Annotated in this window: 14 protein-coding genes; 8 read left to right on the forward strand and 6 right to left on the reverse strand. The window is 36.8% G+C overall.

Annotated features, from left to right (window positions below; all coding sequences use genetic code 11):
* Positions 1-226 precede the first annotated feature (226 nt).
* Entirely contained in the window at positions 227-2,470 is a 2,244-nt protein-coding gene (locus tag IEX65_RS06730; RefSeq protein WP_188765253.1) for a M4 family metallopeptidase, read from the reverse strand.
* Between the two features lie 227 nt (positions 2,471-2,697).
* Here IEX65_RS06730 and topA point away from each other — a divergent pair, with 227 nt between their 5' ends.
* From topA to IEX65_RS06745, 3 genes are all read left to right on the forward strand, one after another.
* Positions 2,698-5,166, forward strand: a complete 2,469-nt coding sequence (gene topA, locus IEX65_RS06735) for a type I DNA topoisomerase (protein WP_188765254.1) — start codon at positions 2,698-2,700, stop codon at positions 5,164-5,166.
* A gap of 124 nt (positions 5,167-5,290) precedes the next feature.
* On the forward strand, positions 5,291-5,989 hold the full coding sequence (locus IEX65_RS06740) for an SIR2 family NAD-dependent protein deacylase (protein ID WP_188765255.1): 699 nt from the start codon (positions 5,291-5,293) through the stop codon (positions 5,987-5,989).
* Complete coding sequence (locus tag IEX65_RS06745) at positions 5,986-7,083, forward strand: serine hydrolase domain-containing protein (protein ID WP_188765256.1); 1,098 nt, start codon at positions 5,986-5,988, stop codon at positions 7,081-7,083. The genes IEX65_RS06740 and IEX65_RS06745 overlap by 4 nt, the downstream gene beginning before the upstream one ends.
* 52 nt (positions 7,084-7,135) lie before the next feature.
* On the opposite strand, the gene trxA is transcribed toward IEX65_RS06745, so the two are convergent.
* Together trxA and dnaE are read right to left on the reverse strand one after the other, a co-directional pair.
* On the reverse strand, positions 7,136-7,459 hold the full coding sequence (gene trxA, locus IEX65_RS06750) for a thioredoxin (RefSeq protein WP_188765257.1): 324 nt from the start codon (positions 7,457-7,459) through the stop codon (positions 7,136-7,138).
* Between the two features lie 86 nt (positions 7,460-7,545).
* Positions 7,546-11,124 carry a DNA polymerase III subunit alpha gene (gene dnaE / locus IEX65_RS06755; protein ID WP_188765258.1) on the reverse strand — a complete coding sequence of 1,193 codons (3,579 nt, stop codon included), beginning with the start codon at positions 11,122-11,124 and terminating at the stop codon, positions 7,546-7,548.
* Between the two features lie 268 nt (positions 11,125-11,392).
* Between dnaE and rpmI the strand changes: the two genes are divergently transcribed.
* A complete protein-coding gene (gene rpmI, locus IEX65_RS06760; protein ID WP_188765259.1) occupies positions 11,393-11,587 on the forward strand; it encodes a 50S ribosomal protein L35 in 195 nt (64 codons plus the stop codon).
* 284 nt (positions 11,588-11,871) lie between these two features.
* The gene (rplT, locus tag IEX65_RS06765; RefSeq protein ID WP_188765260.1) at positions 11,872-12,216 is read left to right on the forward strand and encodes a 50S ribosomal protein L20; all 345 of its coding nucleotides are present in this window, start codon (positions 11,872-11,874) and stop codon (positions 12,214-12,216) included.
* A 93-nt stretch (positions 12,217-12,309) separates the two neighbouring features.
* Here rplT and IEX65_RS06770 read toward each other — a convergent pair whose 3' ends face one another.
* Positions 12,310-12,735: a nuclease A inhibitor family protein gene (locus tag IEX65_RS06770; protein ID WP_188765261.1), complete on the reverse strand. Its 426-nt coding sequence runs from the start codon at positions 12,733-12,735 to the stop codon at positions 12,310-12,312.
* A 152-nt stretch (positions 12,736-12,887) separates the two neighbouring features.
* Here IEX65_RS06770 and IEX65_RS06775 point away from each other — a divergent pair, with 152 nt between their 5' ends.
* The 3 genes from IEX65_RS06775 to dnaK all read left to right on the forward strand — a co-directional run bounded on the left by IEX65_RS06775 (position 12,888) and on the right by dnaK (position 18,341).
* Positions 12,888-13,481, forward strand: a complete 594-nt coding sequence (locus IEX65_RS06775) for a DUF937 domain-containing protein (protein WP_188765262.1) — start codon at positions 12,888-12,890, stop codon at positions 13,479-13,481.
* Positions 13,482-13,626: 145 nt separating this feature from the next.
* The gene (locus IEX65_RS06780; RefSeq protein ID WP_188765263.1) at positions 13,627-16,341 is read left to right on the forward strand and encodes an NPCBM/NEW2 domain-containing protein; all 2,715 of its coding nucleotides are present in this window, start codon (positions 13,627-13,629) and stop codon (positions 16,339-16,341) included.
* A 104-nt stretch (positions 16,342-16,445) separates the two neighbouring features.
* Positions 16,446-18,341 (forward strand): molecular chaperone DnaK, encoded by a 1,896-nt coding sequence (gene dnaK / locus IEX65_RS06785; protein ID WP_188765264.1) that lies wholly within the window; start codon positions 16,446-16,448, stop codon positions 18,339-18,341.
* 58 nt (positions 18,342-18,399) lie between these two features.
* On the opposite strand, the gene IEX65_RS06790 is transcribed toward dnaK, so the two are convergent.
* Complete coding sequence (locus IEX65_RS06790) at positions 18,400-19,515, reverse strand: hypothetical protein (protein WP_188765265.1); 1,116 nt, start codon at positions 19,513-19,515, stop codon at positions 18,400-18,402.
* Positions 19,515-20,153 carry an ABC transporter ATP-binding protein gene (locus IEX65_RS06795; RefSeq protein WP_188765266.1) on the reverse strand — a complete coding sequence of 213 codons (639 nt, stop codon included), beginning with the start codon at positions 20,151-20,153 and terminating at the stop codon, positions 19,515-19,517. The genes IEX65_RS06790 and IEX65_RS06795 overlap by 1 nt, the downstream gene beginning before the upstream one ends.
* Positions 20,154-20,170: the final 17 nt, after the last annotated feature.

Genomic DNA, 20,170 nt, shown 5'->3' on the forward strand with positions numbered 1-20,170 from the left:
AATTCGATGTAATTATGAGTTGAACAAAAGTACGAAACTATGATTAATTACATGAATGATTTCTTGCAAAAATAGAATAGAAGGAATGTAAATACAACCTTTGAGGTCGATTATCTTAAAAATTTATCAAAAAAAGCTCAATTTTAATCAAAAACAAGAAAGCCCTCGTGTTTGGAGGGCTTTCTTGGGTAAATATTATAGTTTTAAAAGATAATATTTTGATATTTTAATTTTCTATAACCAAAACTTTCGAGAATTGTTTAGGAACAGAATTTTCAGAGTACTGCACTGCTTTTATCACATAATTACCTTTTGGTAGGTCTTGGATATTATACTGCAATACATTTTCACCAGCTTTTACTTGTGAAGTTTTTCGGATATAAGTTCTACCAATCATATCGCTCACCTGAATCATCAAATCAGAATCTGACTTAGATTTGTATGTCAAATGCACCGCTTCTTTACTCGGATTGGGGTAAGTACTCATCGACAATATTCCTTCATCTTTTATCGCAGCTTCAGAGAGTAGTTCAACTTGTTTCGAAATACTCTCGCCCGTTTCACCTTTGGTATTTTTAGCGATTACTCTCCAAGCAAGCGTTTGTCCATTTGCTAAATTTTCGATACTCGCAAAGTTTGAAGATGTTTTCAAATAGCTTTCCCAAGCACCATCTTTCCAAACTTCAACTTCATATTCGTTGGCTCCCTTAACAGATTCCCAAGTTCCATTGAATGAATTTTCTGTAACATCAATGTTTTGTAGGTTTGTTGGAGCTGCCAAACGTAATGCAGGAGTTGGATAAGCGGCACCTACACCTACTGCATAGAAAGCATTGGTTGTGGCAATTACTTGAGCCGAACCTGCACCAAATAAATCAATAGCTGCTTGAATAGCCCCTGTTCTTGCACCAGCATAGTTTGTGCTTGATGTCATATACACAGTTTCCATACGATACGTAATTTTAGCAGCATCTAAGATTCCGATGCCTGTTACATTATAGGCATTTCCAATATCATTAGTACCAGTTCCACCAGTTGTTAATAAATAGAACCAAAAATTCAACACACCACTATTTGTATGAACACCGCAATAATCATTTGATGATGATGGTGTACAGTTAGGATTTATCCAATAAGTACCGCCATAAGTATCTGGGTCAGAGAATTGATTTGGATTTTGCATATTTCTGAAACCTTGGTGGTTTGCAATGTCAAAGTCCTCGCCTACTTTCCAAGTACCTTTGGTTGGGAATTTATAATACTCTACACAAGCCCCCCAAATGTCGCTTAATGCCTCATTCAAAGCACCTGATTCTTTTTGATAAACCAAATTGGCTGAACTTGAACAAACCGCATGACCTAACTCGTGCGAGCATACATCTTGTGAAGTTAGTGGGTCGAATGTTGTACCATTTCCATCACCATAAGTCATACGAACACCATCCCAGAAAGCATTTACGTAGTTGGTAGAATAATGCACGTAGCTTTTAATTTTTGCTCCTGCATTATTATAGCTATTACGGCCGTGTACATTCTTAAAGTAATCATAAGTATTTTGAGCTCCAAGATGGGCATCTAAAGCTGCGTTGTCTTTGGTAGCATTGGCATATTCTGTCCAAGAGTTATTTGCATCAGTAAAATCTGTTGCCGTATTATAACTTGTTTTTTTCTTTAGATTATAGGTTTCAACGCCTAAACCTCTACTAACGTCTCTCAAACGATAAGAACCATTGAAGCTATCTGTTGTTGAAGACTGTGTACCAGAATAACGTGTAGCGAAAGTTCCAGGGGCTGCTGCATGATGAATGATAGCATCACTAAAAATCCATTCGCCGTTTTTTGCATCTATATAAACGTTTGCACGACTGAGTGGTTGAGTTGCATAAATATCAAACTTCCATGCCAAACGTGGTTTGATTTTATCGGCCTTGGTTAAACCTTGAAAGTTTTCAATAATAACTAATTCTCCTGCTGGAGCATATTTACCTTTCACTTTTCCATAATATTCGGCTGCATCCTCTGTATTCCACATATATTCAGTTGCACCTACTACTTTCAAAGCATTTGCCAATGCAGTAGCCTCTGACAATGACGCTTTAGTATCAAAATCGTCGTCAACTTTCTTATAATCACCACTCATGGTTTCAATAAATCCATTGCGAGCGTGCGTCACGTACGTTCCAAATTCAACTTTAATTCCTTTAAAATACTGTTGATGCTTAGTGTGCGTAAACCCTAAACCATCTTTTTCAGATTTTTCGGGTTTAAAATCATTATTAATACTTGATTTTAGATAATTTTTGATAGCTTGCTTAGAATCAGCTTCATCTTTTTTGCTATCATCTCTAAACTGAACGAAAGTAGGTGTGTCGTTATCCGAATCACGGCTTTCTTTTTTTGCATCATTTTGTGCGAATGTAAAGAGCGAAATTCCGGAAAACAGAATTCCTAAGGGGTAAATTTTTCTCATAAGTATAGATTTTTAATTAAATTGATAAAAGGGTTAAAATTCAATTAAAGCAATGAAAAAAAAATACATTTTCAAAATTAAAGAGGCAGAAATATGAGGTGCTTTTCAATAAAATTATCAAGAGGTATCATCAATAAAAAGATATTTTTTTGGCAATTTTTTACAGAAAATAGTTGTTTTATGAATCAAGGCTTATATTTGGGCCATAATTATCAAAATCAGGATAGATGTCGAAAAATTTAGTTATAGTTGAGTCCCCTGCCAAAGCCAAGACCATTGAAGGTTATCTTGGCAAAGATTTTACCGTTAAGTCAAGTTTTGGTCACGTAAGAGATTTACCTGATAAAGAATTAGGAATTGATGTAAAAAATCAGTTTTTACCTAATTATATAGTATCATCTGATAAAACAAAGGTGATAAGTGAGTTAAAGAAATTGGCAAAAGAATCGGAAACTGTCTGGCTCGCAACCGATGATGACCGTGAAGGAGAAGCCATTTCTTGGCACTTAAAAGAGGCTTTGGGCTTGACAGATTCAACGCCAAGAATTGTTTTTAGAGAGATTACCAAAAAGGCTATCACTACGGCAATCCAAAATCCACGTACAATTAACATGGATTTGGTAAATGCTCAACAAGCTCGCCGTGTACTGGATAGACTCGTAGGTTTTGAATTATCTCCTGTTTTATGGCAAAAAATCCGTACGGGCGAACGCACAAACCTTTCGGCTGGGCGTGTTCAGTCGGTAGCCGTAAGAGTAATCGTTGACCGTGAGCGTGAAATTGATGCCCACGATTCAAAATCATCGTTTAAAGTTGTTGCTCAGTTTATTGTCGATAAAGGGAAGGTACTTAATGCAGAACTTGGTAAAAATTTTGAAAAAGAAGCTGATGCCAAAGCATTTCTTGAAAAATGCGTTGGGGCAATTTTCACCATCAAAAATCTTGAAGTAAAACCAGCAAAGAAAACTCCTGCTGCACCTTTCACAACCTCGACATTACAGCAAGAAGCATCTCGTAAATTAGGTTTCTCAGTTTTGCAGACCATGACGGTGGCTCAGAAACTTTATGAAGCTGGTAAGATTTCGTATATGCGTACTGACTCGACTAATCTATCTGATGAGGCAATCGAGAAAGCAAAGACGCAAATTGAGAATGCTTACGGAGAAAAATATGTAAAAACTCGCAAGTACAAAACCAAGAGCGAATCAGCACAAGAAGCTCACGAAGCGATTCGTCCGACCGATTTTGGTAGTGAAAAAGTTGATGGAGATAGAAATGAGCAGCGTTTATATGATTTGATTTGGAAACGCTCGATTGCTTCACAAATGGCTGATGCGGAATTAGAACGTACGATTGCAACGATTGGCATTTCGACCACTAACGAAGAGCTTGTGGCAACTGGTGAGGTCATCAAATTTGATGGTTTCTTGAAAGTATATCTCGAATCGAATGACGATGAAGACGAAGAAAATAAAGGAATGTTGCCACCATTAAGCATCGGTCAAATTCTCGACCTTGCTATGATGAAAGCAACTGAACGCTTCTCGAAACCACCAGCAAGATATACCGAGGCAAGTTTGGTAAAAAAACTCGAAGAAATGGGCATTGGTCGTCCATCAACTTACGCTCCTACAATTTCGACGATTATCAAACGAAATTATGTTGTAAAAGAAGACCGACCTGGTAAGGAAAGAGAGTTCAAGGAATTTACTCTGAAAGAAAATACGATTTCGGAAAGAGTTGGGAAGGAAAACTATGGCACAGAAAAAGCCAAATTATTCCCAACGAACGTCGGAATGGTAGTAAATGACTTTTTGGTTGATAATTTTGATGCCGTAATTGATTATAACTTTACGGCAAAAGTTGAGAAAGACTTCGATATTGTTGCCGATGGCAAAGCTCAATGGCAAAATATAATTGCGAGTTTCTACAAAGATTTCCATAGTAAAATTGAACAAGCCTCTGATGTAAAATCAACGGCTGGTACTCGTGAACTCGGAATCGACCCAAAAACTGGAAAAAAAGTAACGGTAAAAATCGGCAAATTCGGTCCTTATGTGCAGATTGGAGAAAAGGATGATGAAGAAAAACCTGTTTTTGTAAGCCTACAAAAAGGTCAGTTGATTGATACTATCACGCTCGAAGAAGGGTTGGCATTATTCGATTTACCAAAACTCCCTCGTGAAGTAGGTTTCTTTGAAGACCAACCAATTATTGTTTCGATTGGTAAATTTGGGCCTTATATCAAGCATAATGATAAATTTTATAATATTGATAAATCAGAAGACCCTTACAAAATAGACCAAGAGAAAGCCATCGAATTGATTGGTATTCAGCGAAATAGCAATGATTTATCCCAACCAAAAGATTTGGGTATTTACGAAGGTTTGGCCGTAAACATTGGTAAAGGTAGATTTGGCCCGTACGTAAAACACGGAGATAAATACTATAATATTGATAAAAAAACCGACCCTGCGACACTTACAATCGAAGGAGCGATTGAAATAATAAAAGCTAAAAAAGTAGCAGAAAGTAATAAAATCATAAAGGAGTTTGAAGAAAATAAAACAATTCAAGTGCTTAATGGCCAATATGGCCCATATATCAAAGCAGGAAAGCGGAATGTTAAGATTCCGAAAGGAACTGACCCAGCAACGTTAACTTTGGAAGATTGCTTGAAATTGGCAAATGGTTGATTTTAAAGATTAAGTATCAATGCTGAATGAATAACGACATTTGTTCGCATTAAAAATAAATGGCACAACTTATTAGAAATAATAATCGGTTGTGCCATTTTTGTATAATCCAAACACATAAAACATGAAAAGAAAACTCGTAGTTTTGACAGGTGCGGGCATTAGTGCCGAAAGTGGTATCATGACATTTCGTGATGCGGGAGGTTTATGGGAAAATCATAGTATCGAAGAAGTCGCAACCCCCGAAGGCTGGCGTAAAAACCCAAAGTTGGTTTTGCAATTTTATAACGAACGCCGTGCAAAGGCCGCTGAAGCAGAACCAAACGCTGGGCATCTGGCACTTGCTGACTTGGAAAAATACTTTGATGTTAGAATCATTACTCAAAATGTTGATGGCTTGCACGAAAAAGCGGGTTCAACAAACGTTTTGCATCTTCATGGTGAACTTTCAAAGGTAAGAAGCGTCAAAAACGAAAACCTAATTTATGATATTGGTGCAAAATCTATCGAAATTGGAGATTATGCCGAAGATGGAGGACAGCTTCGCCCGCATATAGTTTGGTTTGGAGAAATGGTGCCAATGATTGAGCCAGCAGCTGATTTGTGCCTTAATGCTGATATTTTTGTAGTAATTGGTACTTCAATGCAGGTATATCCTGCCGCAGGATTGATTGGCTATGTGTCAGATGATGCTCCCAAATATATTATCGACCCAAATATGCCCGAGGTTTCTAACCTTTATCAAAATTTGACTTTTATTACCGAAACAGCTACTATTGGCGTGCCACGATTGGCACAAAAACTTATCAAAGATTTTCAATGAGAAAAATAATTTTCTTTTTTTTAATGGTGAACTTCTCTTTTGGACAAACTTTCCAACAAGCTCTTGATTCGCTTCTTGAACATAAATTCCCTGCAAATTCGGCAGGGATAGCGGTGTTGGTAATAAAAAACAATCAAGAAATCTACAAAAAAGGTTTTGGATTGGCCAACATTGAGAAAAAAGAAGCTATTACGCCCAACACAAATTTCAGAATGGCTTCTGTTTCAAAGCAGTTTACTGCAATGTGCATTATACTACTCGAAAAACAAGGAAAATTAAGTTATGAAGACAATCTTTTGAAATTCTTTCCTGATTTTGCTCCTTCTGTGGGGACAATTATTAAAATCAAACACTTACTGACTCATAGTTCTGGAATTATTGATTACGAAGATTTAATCCCCGAAAATCAAAAAAAACAAATTCTTGATGATGATGTATTGGAGTTAGTCAAAAATCAAACAACAACTTATTTTGAGGCAGGTAAACAGTTTAGATATAGCAATACTGGTTTTTGTTTATTGGAACAGATTGTAGAGAAAGTTTCAGGAGAAAAATACAGCAGCTTTATTGAAAAAAATATATTTCGCCCAGTTGGAATGTTAAATACAAGTATGTATTCCGAAAATGCTCAAATTCCAAACCGTGCAATGGGCTACACACGAAACGATAAAGGTGAAATCGCCTTTAGTGACCAAAGTATTACCAGTGCTACAAAAGGCGATGGATGTGTTTATACATCTTTAAACGACTATAAAAAATGGGTAATTGCATTACAAAAAAATCAATTAGTCAATCTGGAAACTCAACTCGCCAAAATAAATTTTCAGCTTAATAACACTTCAAAATTTGAATATGGATTTGGTTGGTTTAACTATCTCAATTCCAAGAATCAGCTTGAGTTATACCATACAGGAAGTACTTGCGGTTTTAGCAATTCTGTAAGTATCGTTCCAAAAAGCAATTATTTCTTTGTTTTCTTTTCAAATATTGCCAACAATCACGGAATTGAACAGCCAATCTATGATTTAATGAAAAAGTATAAACTCACCGATTCGGAGATAAATTTTAAATTTTTACTTGAACAAACACGCTAACAAAAAAGCCTCTGTTCGTTAAAAACAGAGGCTTTTCTTATATATAAACGTATTAAACGTGAGCTTCCAACTTAGCAGTTAATACACTCTTTGGCACTGCACCAACGATTTTATCTACCACTACTCCACCCTTGAAAATCATCAAAGTAGGAATCGAACGGATACCAAAACTTGCTGGAACATTTGAGTTAGCATCTACATCCAATTTCCCAACAATTGCTTTTCCTTCATATTCACCAGCAATTTCTTCAACAACTGGTCCTATCATTTTACATGGTCCACACCATTCAGCCCAAAAATCAACTAACACTGGTGTTTCTGATTTGATTAGTTCTGCAAAACTTGCATCTGTAATTTCAATTGCTTTACCTGCCATTTCTGTAAATTCCTCTTCGGAAATTAATATTATTTATAATTTGTTTTATTGATAAGATAACAAAACAGCATTAAATAAAAGTTCCGTTATGCCAAAACAACATTCTCCTCTCCAACCAACTCTTTCAATTCTTTTACAAAATCATTAGTTGAAGCCACTTTTTGTTTGCGAGAAAGCAACATTACATCCATTTTTTCCTCTGAATCATAGACTGACATTTTGAAATCAAAAGTACCTGGATAGCGAGAGGTTGTTTTTTGGATTTGTTCAATCAACTGAGCATTTACAAACTGTAAGCCCAACGAAATTTTCACTTCTTTGAATAATTTATTTCTGATTTCGCTCAATAATTCCATACCGAGCGGTTTAAATTCAAAATCGCCTTCACGACCCCATTTAGTTTGTACTTTTCCACGAATGAACAAAAACAAACCAACTTGCATATACTTCGAGAAATTCACAAAGTCTTGTCCAAAAAACATCATTTCCATACTCGAATTATAATCTTCAATTTTCATTATTCCGAATGGATTTCCGTTTTTGGAAGTCTTGTGCATCACGCTCGTAACTACCCCCCCAATAGCAAATTCTTTGTTGGCATTGAGTGGGTCGAAAACTTGGTCGAGTGGCACACAACGACGCATTTCAAGTCTAAATTCATCGAGTGGATGGCCCGAAATATAAAAACCTACAACCTCTTTTTCAAACTTTAACTTCTGAATATCTCCCCATTTCTCACATTCTGGAATCTTTGGCTTAGCAATATCAAAAGCACCGCCCATGCCACCAAATAGCGAGTTTTGGCCTGCATCTTTATTTTCGTGATACTTATTGGCGTATTTGATGATTTTTTCAATCAAAGTTGTGCCATCGGTTTCATCGAAAAACTGACCTCGGTGTAAATCTGTAAAGCAATCGAATGCACCAGCATAAGCAAATGATTCAAGTGTTTTCTTATTTACAGTTCGTAAGTTTACACGAGTAATAAAATCAAAAATATCGGTAAAGTGTCCTTTTTTACGTTCTTCTATGATGGCATCAACTGCCGCATCTCCCGAGCCTTTGATACCACCCATGCCGAAACGAATTTCGCCTTTTTTGTTTACGCTAAACTGTTTCTGCGATTCGTTGACATCTGGCCCCAAAACTTGGAGTCCGAGTGCCTTACATTCTTCCATGAAAAATGTAATTTTATCAATATTACCCAACTGCGAAGTCATTACAGCCGCCATGTATTCTGAGGTGTAATGAGCTTTCAAATAGGCCGTTTGGTAAGCCACAAAAGCATAGCAAGTCGAGTGAGATTTATTAAAGGCATAAGAAGCGAAAGCCTCCCAGTCAGTCCAAACTTTTTCGAGCGTTTTACCATCATGACCTTTTGCCATTGCTCCTTCCATAAACTTCGGTTTGAGTTTATCGAGTGTCGCACGGTCTTTTTTACCCATCGCTTTACGCAAAACATCGGCGTCACCTTTTGAGAACCCAGCCAACTTCTGCGACAAAAGCATTACCTGCTCTTGATACACCGTGATTCCGTAGGTTTCACCCAAAAACTCCTCCATATCGGCTAAATCATACTTCACTTCTTCCCTACCATGTTTACGATTAATAAAGTTAGGGATGTAGGCAATCGGGCCGGGGCGATACAAGGCGTTCATGGCAATCAAGTCATCAAGTCTATCGGGTTTGAGTTCCTTCATGTATTTTTTCATACCATCGGATTCAAACTGAAACACCGCATTGGTTTCGCCACGTTGGAAAAGTTCGTAGGTAAGTTTATCATCGAGCGGAATATTATCAATATCTATTTCCACACCATGATTTTCCTTAATCATTCTGAGGCAGTCTTTGATAATCGTCAAATTTCGCAGACCCAAGAAGTCCATCTTGATTACGCCTGCATCTTCGATAATCTTTCCTTCGTACTGGGTAATCAACAATTCTGTTTCTTTTGAAGTAGAAACAGGTAAAATATTGAATAAATCTTCGGGAGCAATGATAATACCAGCAGCGTGGATACCTGTATTCCGTACTGTTCCTTCAAGTTTATGAGCTTGTTGTAAAACCTTACCTGTAAGGTCGTTGCCGTTGTACATCGCCCTAAACTTCTTCACATTTTCTATCTCGTCGGGCTGAATACCAACCTCCACCAAACTGCCCTTTCCTTCGAGTGGATAATTGACCATTTTCTCGAAATCAATACCGTAAGCGGGTTTGTCAGGCACGAGTTTTACGATATAGTTAGCATCTGCCAAAGGCAATTCCATCACACGAGCCACGTCCTTAATGGCTGATTTGGTAGCCATTGTACCATAGGTAATGATTTGAGCAACTTGATTTTTGGTGTATTTCTGAACCACATAATCAATAACTTTCTGACGACCCTCATCGTCAAAGTCAGTATCAATATCGGGCATTGACTTACGGTCTGGATTCAAGAAACGCTCGAAAAGTAGCTGATATTTGATTGGGTCAATGTTGGTGATACCGATACAGTAAGCCACCGCCGAACCAGCTGCCGAACCACGACCTGGCCCAATCATTACACCCATGTCTCGCCCAGCCTTGATAAAATCAGATACGATAAGGAAGTAACCCGCAAAACCCATTGATTTGATGGTAAATAGCTCAAAATCAAGGCGTTCCTGCACTTCTACCGAAATCTCACTGTATCGTTTTCTTGCACCTTCATAGGTAAGGTGCTTCAAGTATTCCCACTGATTGGCAACGTCATCGTCATGAATTTTAAATTCGTTTGGAATCGGGAAGTTAGGAAGCATGATGTCACGCTTCAATTTCAAAGTTTCTACTTTTGAAACAATTTCGTTGGTGTTGTCGATAGCCTCTGGCATATCGCTAAACAACGTGGTCATTTCTTGGGTAGTCTTGAAATAAAACTGGTCGTTGTAAAAGGCAAAACGAGTATCTTTTGATGAGCCTTCATCATCATTAAAATCTTTGGCTGAAGGCGTAGAAAACTTTTCGTTGGTATTGACACACAACAAAATATCATGAGCCACCCAATCTTGTTGGTCAACATAGTGGCTATCATTAGAGGCAATAACTTTTACTTGGTATTTCTTCGCAAATTTCACCAAGACTTCATTTGCCTTGATTTGTTCTGGAATATCATGTCGTTGAAGTTCTACGTAGTAATCTTCCCCAAATCTATCCAACCACCATTGAAATTCTTTTTCTCCTTCCTCCTCTCCCTTTTTGAGAATCATTTGTGGCACTGAAGCTCCAATACAGCACGTAGTGGCAATCAAACCATCTTTATACTGGTCAATCATGGCTTTTGTGATACGTGGATATTTGCCATACAAACCTTCGATATAACCCAAAGAGCAGAGTTTTACGAGATTTTTATAGCCTTGGGCATTTTTGGCCAATAAAAGCTGATGATAACGTTTATCTTTTTGTTCTTTAGTGAATTGCTTACGATGATGGTCTTCTACCACATAAAACTCACAACCAACAATTGGTTTTACGCCAAACTTGCCTGCGGTTGCCACAAAATCAAAAACCCCAAACATATTTCCGTGGTCGGTAATTGCCATGGCGGGCATATTATCGGCTTGAGCTTTTTTGAAGAGTTTTTTGATGTCGGAAGCTCCATCGAGCAACGAAAACTGTGTATGATTATGTAAGTGCGAGAATTGCATTTTACTGAATTTTATTTAAAAATATTTTGCCGGACAATTTTCTAATTTGTCCTTTTCTGCTTCACAATTTGTGAAATTATGCTACGAGTTTAACCATAAATTTACTCAAAAAGTGTGAGTTTTTTGTTAGAAATTTAGATATAAGAAATTAAATCGTTGATAATCAAGTTTATAATTGAAAACATTTTCAAAAAAATTTGAAAACTCAATATCAAATCGTATCTTTGCACCCCAATTTACTTTTTGTTCAATACTTAATGTTTTAGCGATGCCAAAGCAAAAAACCAATTCTGGAGCGAAAAAACGCTTCAAAATTACAGGGACAGGTAAGATTAAGCGTAAACACGCTTTTCATAGCCACATCCTAACAAAAAAATCAAACAAGCGTAAGCGTAACTTAGTTAAAGCTACCCTTGTAAGTTCGGCTGATACTAATCGTATCGAAGGATTATTATGTATGTAATTTGAGAAATTAAGAATTGAGAATGTAGAACGGTTCGCCGTAGCGATTAAGAATGTTCTTCTAAATTTTCACATTCAGTTTTTAAGTTTTCAAATAAAAGTACATGGTTAAATGCAGTTCAAAAATTGATACTGCCTATGTTTCACCCGACAAATGGCAAAAAAGAGTTATGAATTTTGAATTGAGGGTTCTGAGCTGTAAAATGTAATATTCATTCTACATTCTTAATTCTACATTCTCAATTGAATTAGCCGCCAACGTCAAAAAACAAAAACAACAAAAAAATGCCAAGAAGTGTAAACCACGTTGCGTCAAGAGCAAGACGCAAAAAAGTCCTCAAATTAGCCAAAGGTTATTACGGACGTAGAAAAAATGTTTGGACGGTTGCGAAAAACGCCGTTGAAAAAGGTTTAGTTTATGCCTATTCAGGTCGTAAACAAAAGAAAAGAAGTTATCGTCGATTGTGGATTGTTCGTATCAACGCTGGTGTGCGTCCATTAGGAATGTCATACTCTGTTTTGATTGATAAACTCACAAAGGCAGGCATCGAACTTAACAGAAAAGTATTAGCTGACTTAGCAATGAACCACCCAGAAGCTTTCAAAGCTGTTGTGGAAAAAGTAAAATAATTTAGTCGATAGACCATAGTCGATTAATACAATTAAAAAAGGTATCAAATGAGCGAGTTTCGCAAAATTGATACCTTTTTGTTTATAGCTGGACTATGTTTCAATAATCAAAGTTTTCAGACCTTTCCATTTACCTTCTTTATCTTGCCCTATCAAATAGGCTTCAAACTCTACCCTGTTTCCTGCTCTTAAATATTCAATATTAGTCAAATTAGCAGTTATCAATTCTTTCACTTTCAAAAAACTGGCTGCCCGCTGCTTTTCAAAATCTGTCCACCAGTCTTTTTCTATGATGATAGCATCAAAGAACTTTTCCCAAGGCAAAACTTCAACTCTTACTGATGGTACAACTCCTATGTATTTTCTGAATAGAATTGTATCAAACGGAGCAGGATTATCAGCTTGCCAGTCAATTACTTTAATTTTCTCGTCAGATTCACTCGGATAAAACAGGCCATTGACACTTTCGGTCAGTGTTTCGACAAATGATTTTTCGGCAGTTTGAATGATTTCGCTCACTTTAGATAGGTTATAATAATTTCTTTTAACTTTTTTGTTACCTTTCAATGGTTTTTGTGTCAAATATCCGAAAATAATTTCAATATATTTGGAATTAAATGTAAGTAAAATAGTAATATTGTGCCAATTAACAACCATTAAATCTTAAAAAAATGTTAGAAGTATTGCAAGGTCTCATTCAACAAGCTGGTCAAGGTGCTGTAGTTCAAAATCCAGAAGTACCTAACGAACACAATGAAGGCGTTATGAGCGAAGTAATGCAAGGCCTTATGGGAGGACTTTCAAACCAAGCTAATTCGCAAGGTGGTCTTGGTAGCTTAATCGGCTTATTAGGTGGCGGTGCTGGAAACGGTGGCAACTTAATGTCAAATCCGATTGTTGGAAACATTGCTCAAAGTGTAATTGGCAACCTTATGGAGAAATTTGGCTTGTCGAACTCAGCAGCTGCTGGTGTAGTAGGTAGTATGTTACCATCAGTTTTGGGTGGTCTTATCAATAAAACAAATGACCCAGATGATAGCTCAATTGATATGGGCGGTTTAATGGGTGCTATTACAGGTGGCAAAACATCAGGCATTGATTTTGGCAGTATTTTGAGCCAAGGTGCTGGTGCTTTAGCTGACGGTAAACTCGATATGAACGACCTTATGAACATTGCTGGAAGTGCAATGGGCGGTGGTCATAACCAACAACAAAGCGGCGGTGGCTTAGGTAGCTTACTTGGCGGCCTATTTGGCGGTAAATAATATAAACCAAAATTGCTAAAAAACGTAGTTAGTTAAATATATCTGACCATTAAATAAATAATGGAAAAGATATAGACAACTGGCTACGTTTTTTTTCGTTAATTTTGGAACTGCATTTGTAACTTTATATAAAACTTAGCTCTCCATGAGACTTGTATCTCCACTCACACTGTTGTTTTCATTGTTTTCTTTTGTTTCGATTGCTCAAATAAATATCACATTTCCAATGGAAAAGGCTGTATTTCAGAGAAATCAAAATAATACAGCCACCATATACCTTGCAGGAAATTATTCTTCGAGTATTTCCACAGTTGAAGCTCGATTCATTAATGCAACTAATAGCCAGGTTGTTATTGATTGGACAACTTTTACAACTAATATCAACGGTGGAATTTTTAGTGGATATGTTTCAAATGTGCCTGGAGGCTGGTACACTGTGGAAGTAAGAGGAAAATTAGGAACAAATATAGTTGGAACTGCAACATTGAATAGAGTTGGCGTCGGAGAAGTTTTTTTGATTGCGGGACAATCAAATTCTCAAGGGCTTGAAGGTAATCAAGGTGAAGTCGGAGCTTCTGACGAGAGAGTTTTGAATCATAATGAACTATCGTGGTACGATGGCGGATTAGGCCAATGTGATAAAAAATTTCCAAATTATCCATCATTTAGCCAAATTTTTAGCAACGGTGACACAAGAAGTAATCTTTCAAAAACAGGTTTTAATCCGTGGTGTTATGGAAAACTTGGAGATAACTTAGTATCAAAATTAGGGGTACCAGTAGTTTTCTTCAATGCAGGGGCAATCGCAACTTCTTCTATCAACTGGAAAGAAAGTTCAGACGGTTTAACGACAAACAGTCACTATAGTCAACAGCCCTATTGTAACGCATCAGGTGTACCTTATTCAGGGTTTGAACGGATTCTAAATTATTATGCTTCAGTTTTTGGAGCGAGAGCCGTTTTATGGCATCAAGGAGAAACCGACAATTATATACAAATAGCCGAAAATGCTTACACATCAAATGTGAATTATATAATTAATAAGAGTCGTTCTGAAATTGGAAATGTTCCATGGGTAATTTCGAGAGCATCTGTTTTTGATAAAAATGCAAACGGTGGAGCAGGAAACTCCAATAGTTCAGTCATTAATGCTCAAAATTCCTTAATTAATAGTGGAAATAAAATATTCCCTGGCCCATATACCGATGATATTTTAGGCTCAAATCGTGGTGACGAAGTGCATTTTTATGGTTCAGGACTCATTGAATTGGCAAATAGATGGGATGCTGTTCTTAGCACAGACTTCTTTAATAATGCAACACCCATAACAGCACGAAACTTTCCTCAGGTTTCAGTAAGTTGTCATTCATCAAATGAACTTCGACTTACTGCCCCATCTGGTTATAGTTCTTACAAGTGGGTGCGTATAGATACAGGTAATGAAGACTACGAAGATGCTACCGAAGCATCAAGCCAAAGTATAGACCGTTCTTCGGGAATTTATCGTTGTTATGTAACTGATGGTCAAGGTAATATAACATTTACTCAACCAGTTACAGTACAAAATATAGCCTCTCAATGCAGTTGTGTAGGATTGACCAGTTGCTCGGGCGTAACTTATTTATCTGATAATCAAGCATGTAGCTCTTCAAATGGGTGGGGGCCAGTAGAAATGGATAAAAGCAACGGTGAAAACGGTGCTGGCGACGGAACAACAATTAAAATTAGAGGTGTCTCTTATTCAAAAGGTCTTGGCATACATGCAAACTCAACAATAATCTATAATCTCAACAATAATTTTGGTCGTTTTATTTCTACCATTGGAATTGATGATGAAGTTGCTAATGCAACAAATGGTGCGACAGTTGTTTTCAAAGTCTATAAAGATAATATTTTATCATACACGAGTGCCATGCTCAATAAGAGTAGTTCAGCTGTAAAACTTAATATCGACATAACTGGTGTAAACGAACTAAAATTAGAAGTCAGTGACGCTGGAGACAATAACTTTGCCGACCATGCCGACTGGGCAAATGCTCGTCTTCACTGTGTGGATACTCAAGCTCCTTCTGCTCCCTCTTCATTAACCGAAAGTTTACTCTCACAAAACTGTGTGACACTGACTTGGAATGCTTCAACCGATAATATGGAAGTAGAAAAGTATAATATTTATCAAGATGGTGCTTTGATTGGTAGTGTTGATGCACCAACAACCACTTTTAGAGTAATGGGACTCAATCAATTAAACTATTATACTTTTGTTGTAAAAGCTGTTGATTATTCAGGTAATGTTTCAAATCAAAGTAATCTATTGGAGATAGTTACTCTTCAAAATCTTATCATTTCCAACTCTAATAAAATTATAAATAAAGGTCAATCAAGTTCATTGTTGGCTTATGGCTGTTTTGGTGGTACAGTTACTTGGTCCAATGGCTCAACTGAAAACCCTTTAGTTGTTAGCCCTACCGATACAACTATTTATAGTGTAAGCTGCAAAGTGGGCGATTGTACAAGTATTGTCACCAAAGACACCGTAAAAGTAATTCCTGACTGTAAAACACTCTATACCTTAGTTAAAAACAAAGATAATTTCAGTGGTACAAACACCTCTCTGACATTTAATGCTTCTCAAACTATCAGTGCTACAAATATTATATCTTCGAGTGCAAAGATTAACTATAATGCGGCAAAATCTATCACACTACTACCTGGATTTAGTGCAGATAGTGGTACTGTTTTCAATGCAAAAATAGCTGGCTGCCCCAATACACAGTCTGTAATTCTAACACCATCTGACACTTTTGAGGTCATACCAAAAATCGAGACAAAAATTAGTTCTTCTGATTCTAAAACCCAATAATACTCTGACAATCTGTCAGTATTTTCTGCCAAATTTATGCTTGGCATTTCAATTGATGAGATATAAATCAAAACAAATTGATTAAAAATACTGACACAAAAAACATGGGAAAAATTATTGGAATTGACTTAGGAACAACAAACTCGTGCGTTGCTGTGATGGAAGGAAACGAGCCAGTTGTTATTGCAAACAGCGAAGGTGCTCGTACTACTCCTTCGATTGTAGCATTTTTAGAGAATGGAGAAAAGAAAATTGGAGCACCTGCCAAACGTCAAGCTATCACTAACCCTAAAAATACTATTTCTTCTATCAAGCGTTTCATGGGTAAACGTTATACAGAAGTTGGAAGTGAATTGAAAACAGTCGCTTATGATGTAGAGCAAGGAGCAAACAACACTCCACGTGTACGCATCGGCGATAGATTATATACTCCACAAGAGATTTCGGCATCAATTCTTCAAAAAATGAAGCAAACTGCTGAAGACTATCTTGGCACAACTATCACTGAAGCGGTTATTACAGTACCTGCATACTTCAACGATGCTGAGCGTCAAGCTACTAAAGAGGCGGGTACAATCGCTGGTTTAGATGTGAAACGTATCATCAACGAACCAACGGCTGCTGCTTTGGCTTATGGTCTTGACAAACAAGGAAAAGATATTACAGTTGCTGTATTCGACTTAGGTGGTGGTACATTCGACGTTTCGATTCTTGAATTAGGTGACGGTGTATTTGAAGTAAAATCAACCGATGGTGATACACACCTCGGTGGTGACGACTTCGACCAAGTGATTATCGAATGGTTGGCAGATGAATTCAAGAAAGATGAAGGTATCGACCTCCGCCAAGATGCAATGGCTCTACAACGCTTGAAAGAAGCAGCTGAAAGAGCTAAAATTGAGCTTTCGAGTTCGGCACAAACAGAAATCAACTTGCCTTATATCTTCCCAGTGAACGGAATCCCGAAACACTTGGTAAGAAACTTGTCAAGAGCGAAATTCGAGCAATTAGCTGATAGTTTGATTCAACGTGCAATGGAGCCTTGCAAGCGTGCTATGCAAAATGCAGGTTTGAAAATCAGTGATATTGATGAAGTTATCTTAGTTGGTGGTTCGACTCGTATCCCGAAAGTTCAAGAAGAAGTTGAGAAATTCTTTGGCAAAAAACCATCTAAAAACGTAAACCCTGACGAGGCTGTTGCTATCGGTGCGGCTGTTCAAGGTGGAGTTTTGACAGGTGAAGTAAAAGATATTTTATTACTTGACGTTATTCCTTTATCGTTGGGTATCGAAACTTTAGGTGGAGTATTCACAAAAATGATTGAGTCGAATACAACAATCCCAACTAAAAAGACTGAGGTATTCTCGACAGCGGCTGATAACCAACCATCGGTTGAATTGCACATCTTGCAAGGTGAACGTCCAATGGCTACACAAAACCGTACATTAGGACGTTTCCACTTAGATGGTATTCCACCAGCCCCACGTGGTGTTCCGCAAGTAGAAGTAATGTTTGATGTTGATGCCAACGGTATCTTGAACGTTACAGCTAAAGATAAAGGCACTGGTAAAGAACAAAAAATCAGAATTGAAGCATCTTCAGGTTTATCAGACGCAGAAATCCAAAAAATGCGTGATGAAGCTAAAGCTAACGAAGAAGCCGATAAAGCTGAAAGAGAAAAAGTAGAGAAAGTAAATGCTGCTGATACCATGATTTTCCAAACTGAAAAACAGTTGAAAGAATATGGTGATAAACTTTCTGAAGGTAATAAATCTGCTATCGAAGGTGCATTAGCTGAATTGAGAGCTGCTCACGGCACAAAAGATTTAGCTGCAATTGACGCTGCAATGGAGAAAATCAATGCGGCATGGCAAGCTGCTTCGCAAGAAATGTATGCTGCCGGTGCAACTCCTGGTGCTGATGGTGGCCAACAAGCTGGTGGTAGCACAGCTACTGCTGACGAAGGTGTAACTGACGTAAACTTTGAAGAGGTAAAATAATTTCTTTGAAGTAATATATCAAAAAGCCCCCTTTTCGAGAGAATTGGGGGCTTTTCTATTATGCTTGACGGAAGTATTTCCTATAAAAAATGATATATGAAGTTAAAAGATAAATGAAACCCAAAAACTGACTTACTCCGAACTGAATAAAAATTACGCTCAGAAAAAGAGCTATAAAAATCGTATAAAGAAACGGCCTCATATTTTCTGAAACTATTAATAATATAGATTTTAAGCAAAGACTTAGGCTAATCAGAATTAACATAGAATAAAGAAAAGCCTCCCAATGAAAGATGTATTTTAATATAAAAATTTCTGGTAATAATAAGGTGGCAATGGTCAAAAACCAGTTCAAAAATGTGCGTGAGATTTTCGCAGGAAAATTTAAAGCAAAACTTAAATATTTCCGCTTAAAACGATAGATTTCAAAAATTAAAACTGCGTTTGATACTGACATTATTACAGCAATAAAAGCTGCTAAAGAGACTTGATTCATATCGGATAGAATTTCAATCAATCCAATCGGTAATCCAACCGCTATAAATTTTGTAATAAAAAGAGTTATGAGTTGTTTATCAAAAAGATGAAGTAATGGAATTGAGACAAGGTTTTTCTTCCATTTTCTCGTAAATTTTACCAGAATACCACTATTATAAGCCTTGATTGGGTCATTAACTAAATTTGTATATACAAATGCACAAAGCAAGTTTATGCCTATTACAAAGACAAGAAAAAGTAATGGAAGCAAATAAAAACCATACACCAAACCAACAATTATCGAAAACAAAATATAAATAATTATCGGAAAAGATATGAGTATCTGACATATAAACCAGTTTTTCAACTGCTGAGATTTACTCAGTGAATTCGCACTATAAAACAAAAAGAAATTCGTTGGTTGGTAAATTTGGGCAGAAATATAGTTGAAGCTTTTAAGACTAAAAATCAAGAAAACAAACATCATTAATGCTCCCAAAATTGGCGAACTAATGATGGTTAGAATAAAGCTGAGATTATAAAAAATAGTTTCTTGAGTTGTGATGTGGTCATCGCTAAGTACCTGAATATAAAACAAATAGGTCAGGATTGTACCAAACAAAAACAGTAATTGCCCTGCATGTACTTTATAGAATCCTTTAACAAATATCTTATATAGAATTTTTGTAAGTGCCATCAGCATTCAAGCAAATTAAGTGTACGATTTTCTACAAGTAATGTTTTTCGGGCAAGCGTTTCATCTAAATCAAGTGCTTGATGTGATGAAATCAGGAAACTTACGCCTTCCTCAGTATATTTTTTTTCAATCCATTTATACAAAATCTGTAAGGAATCAGTATCAAGTGTAATCAGCGGTTCATCGAGCAAAATCAACTGCGGGTTTCCGAGAAAAGCCAAAACCAACGATAATTTCTTGAGCATTCCACTGGAATAAGCTCCTATTGGTTCATTGATATAAGTTTGCATTTTCATCTCGTTCAGATAAAATTCGGTTTGAAATGAGCTTGCGTTTTTGGCCTCTGCAAACAAATCAACCATATCTTTACCAGTCAAAAACTCAGGAAAAAGTGGTTCGGCTTCAGCAAAATTCACCAGTTTTCTAAATTCAACAGTCTTTCTTTGCGAGTTAAAATCATTTAATTTTATTTCACCCTCAAAATTAATAATTCCAGCAATTGATTTCAATAACGTACTCTTTCCCGAACCATTCTCACCTTTTACCCAATAAATACTCGAATCAAGATATAAATTATTGATTTTCAGCACTTCAACCGCACCAAAAGTTTTCCGATAATTAGTAAATGATAACTGCATACAACAAAAAAGCGAAG

The organism is Emticicia aquatilis (assembly GCF_014644295.1).
GTDB classification, from domain to species: Bacteria; Bacteroidota; Bacteroidia; order Cytophagales; family Spirosomataceae; genus Emticicia; species Emticicia aquatilis.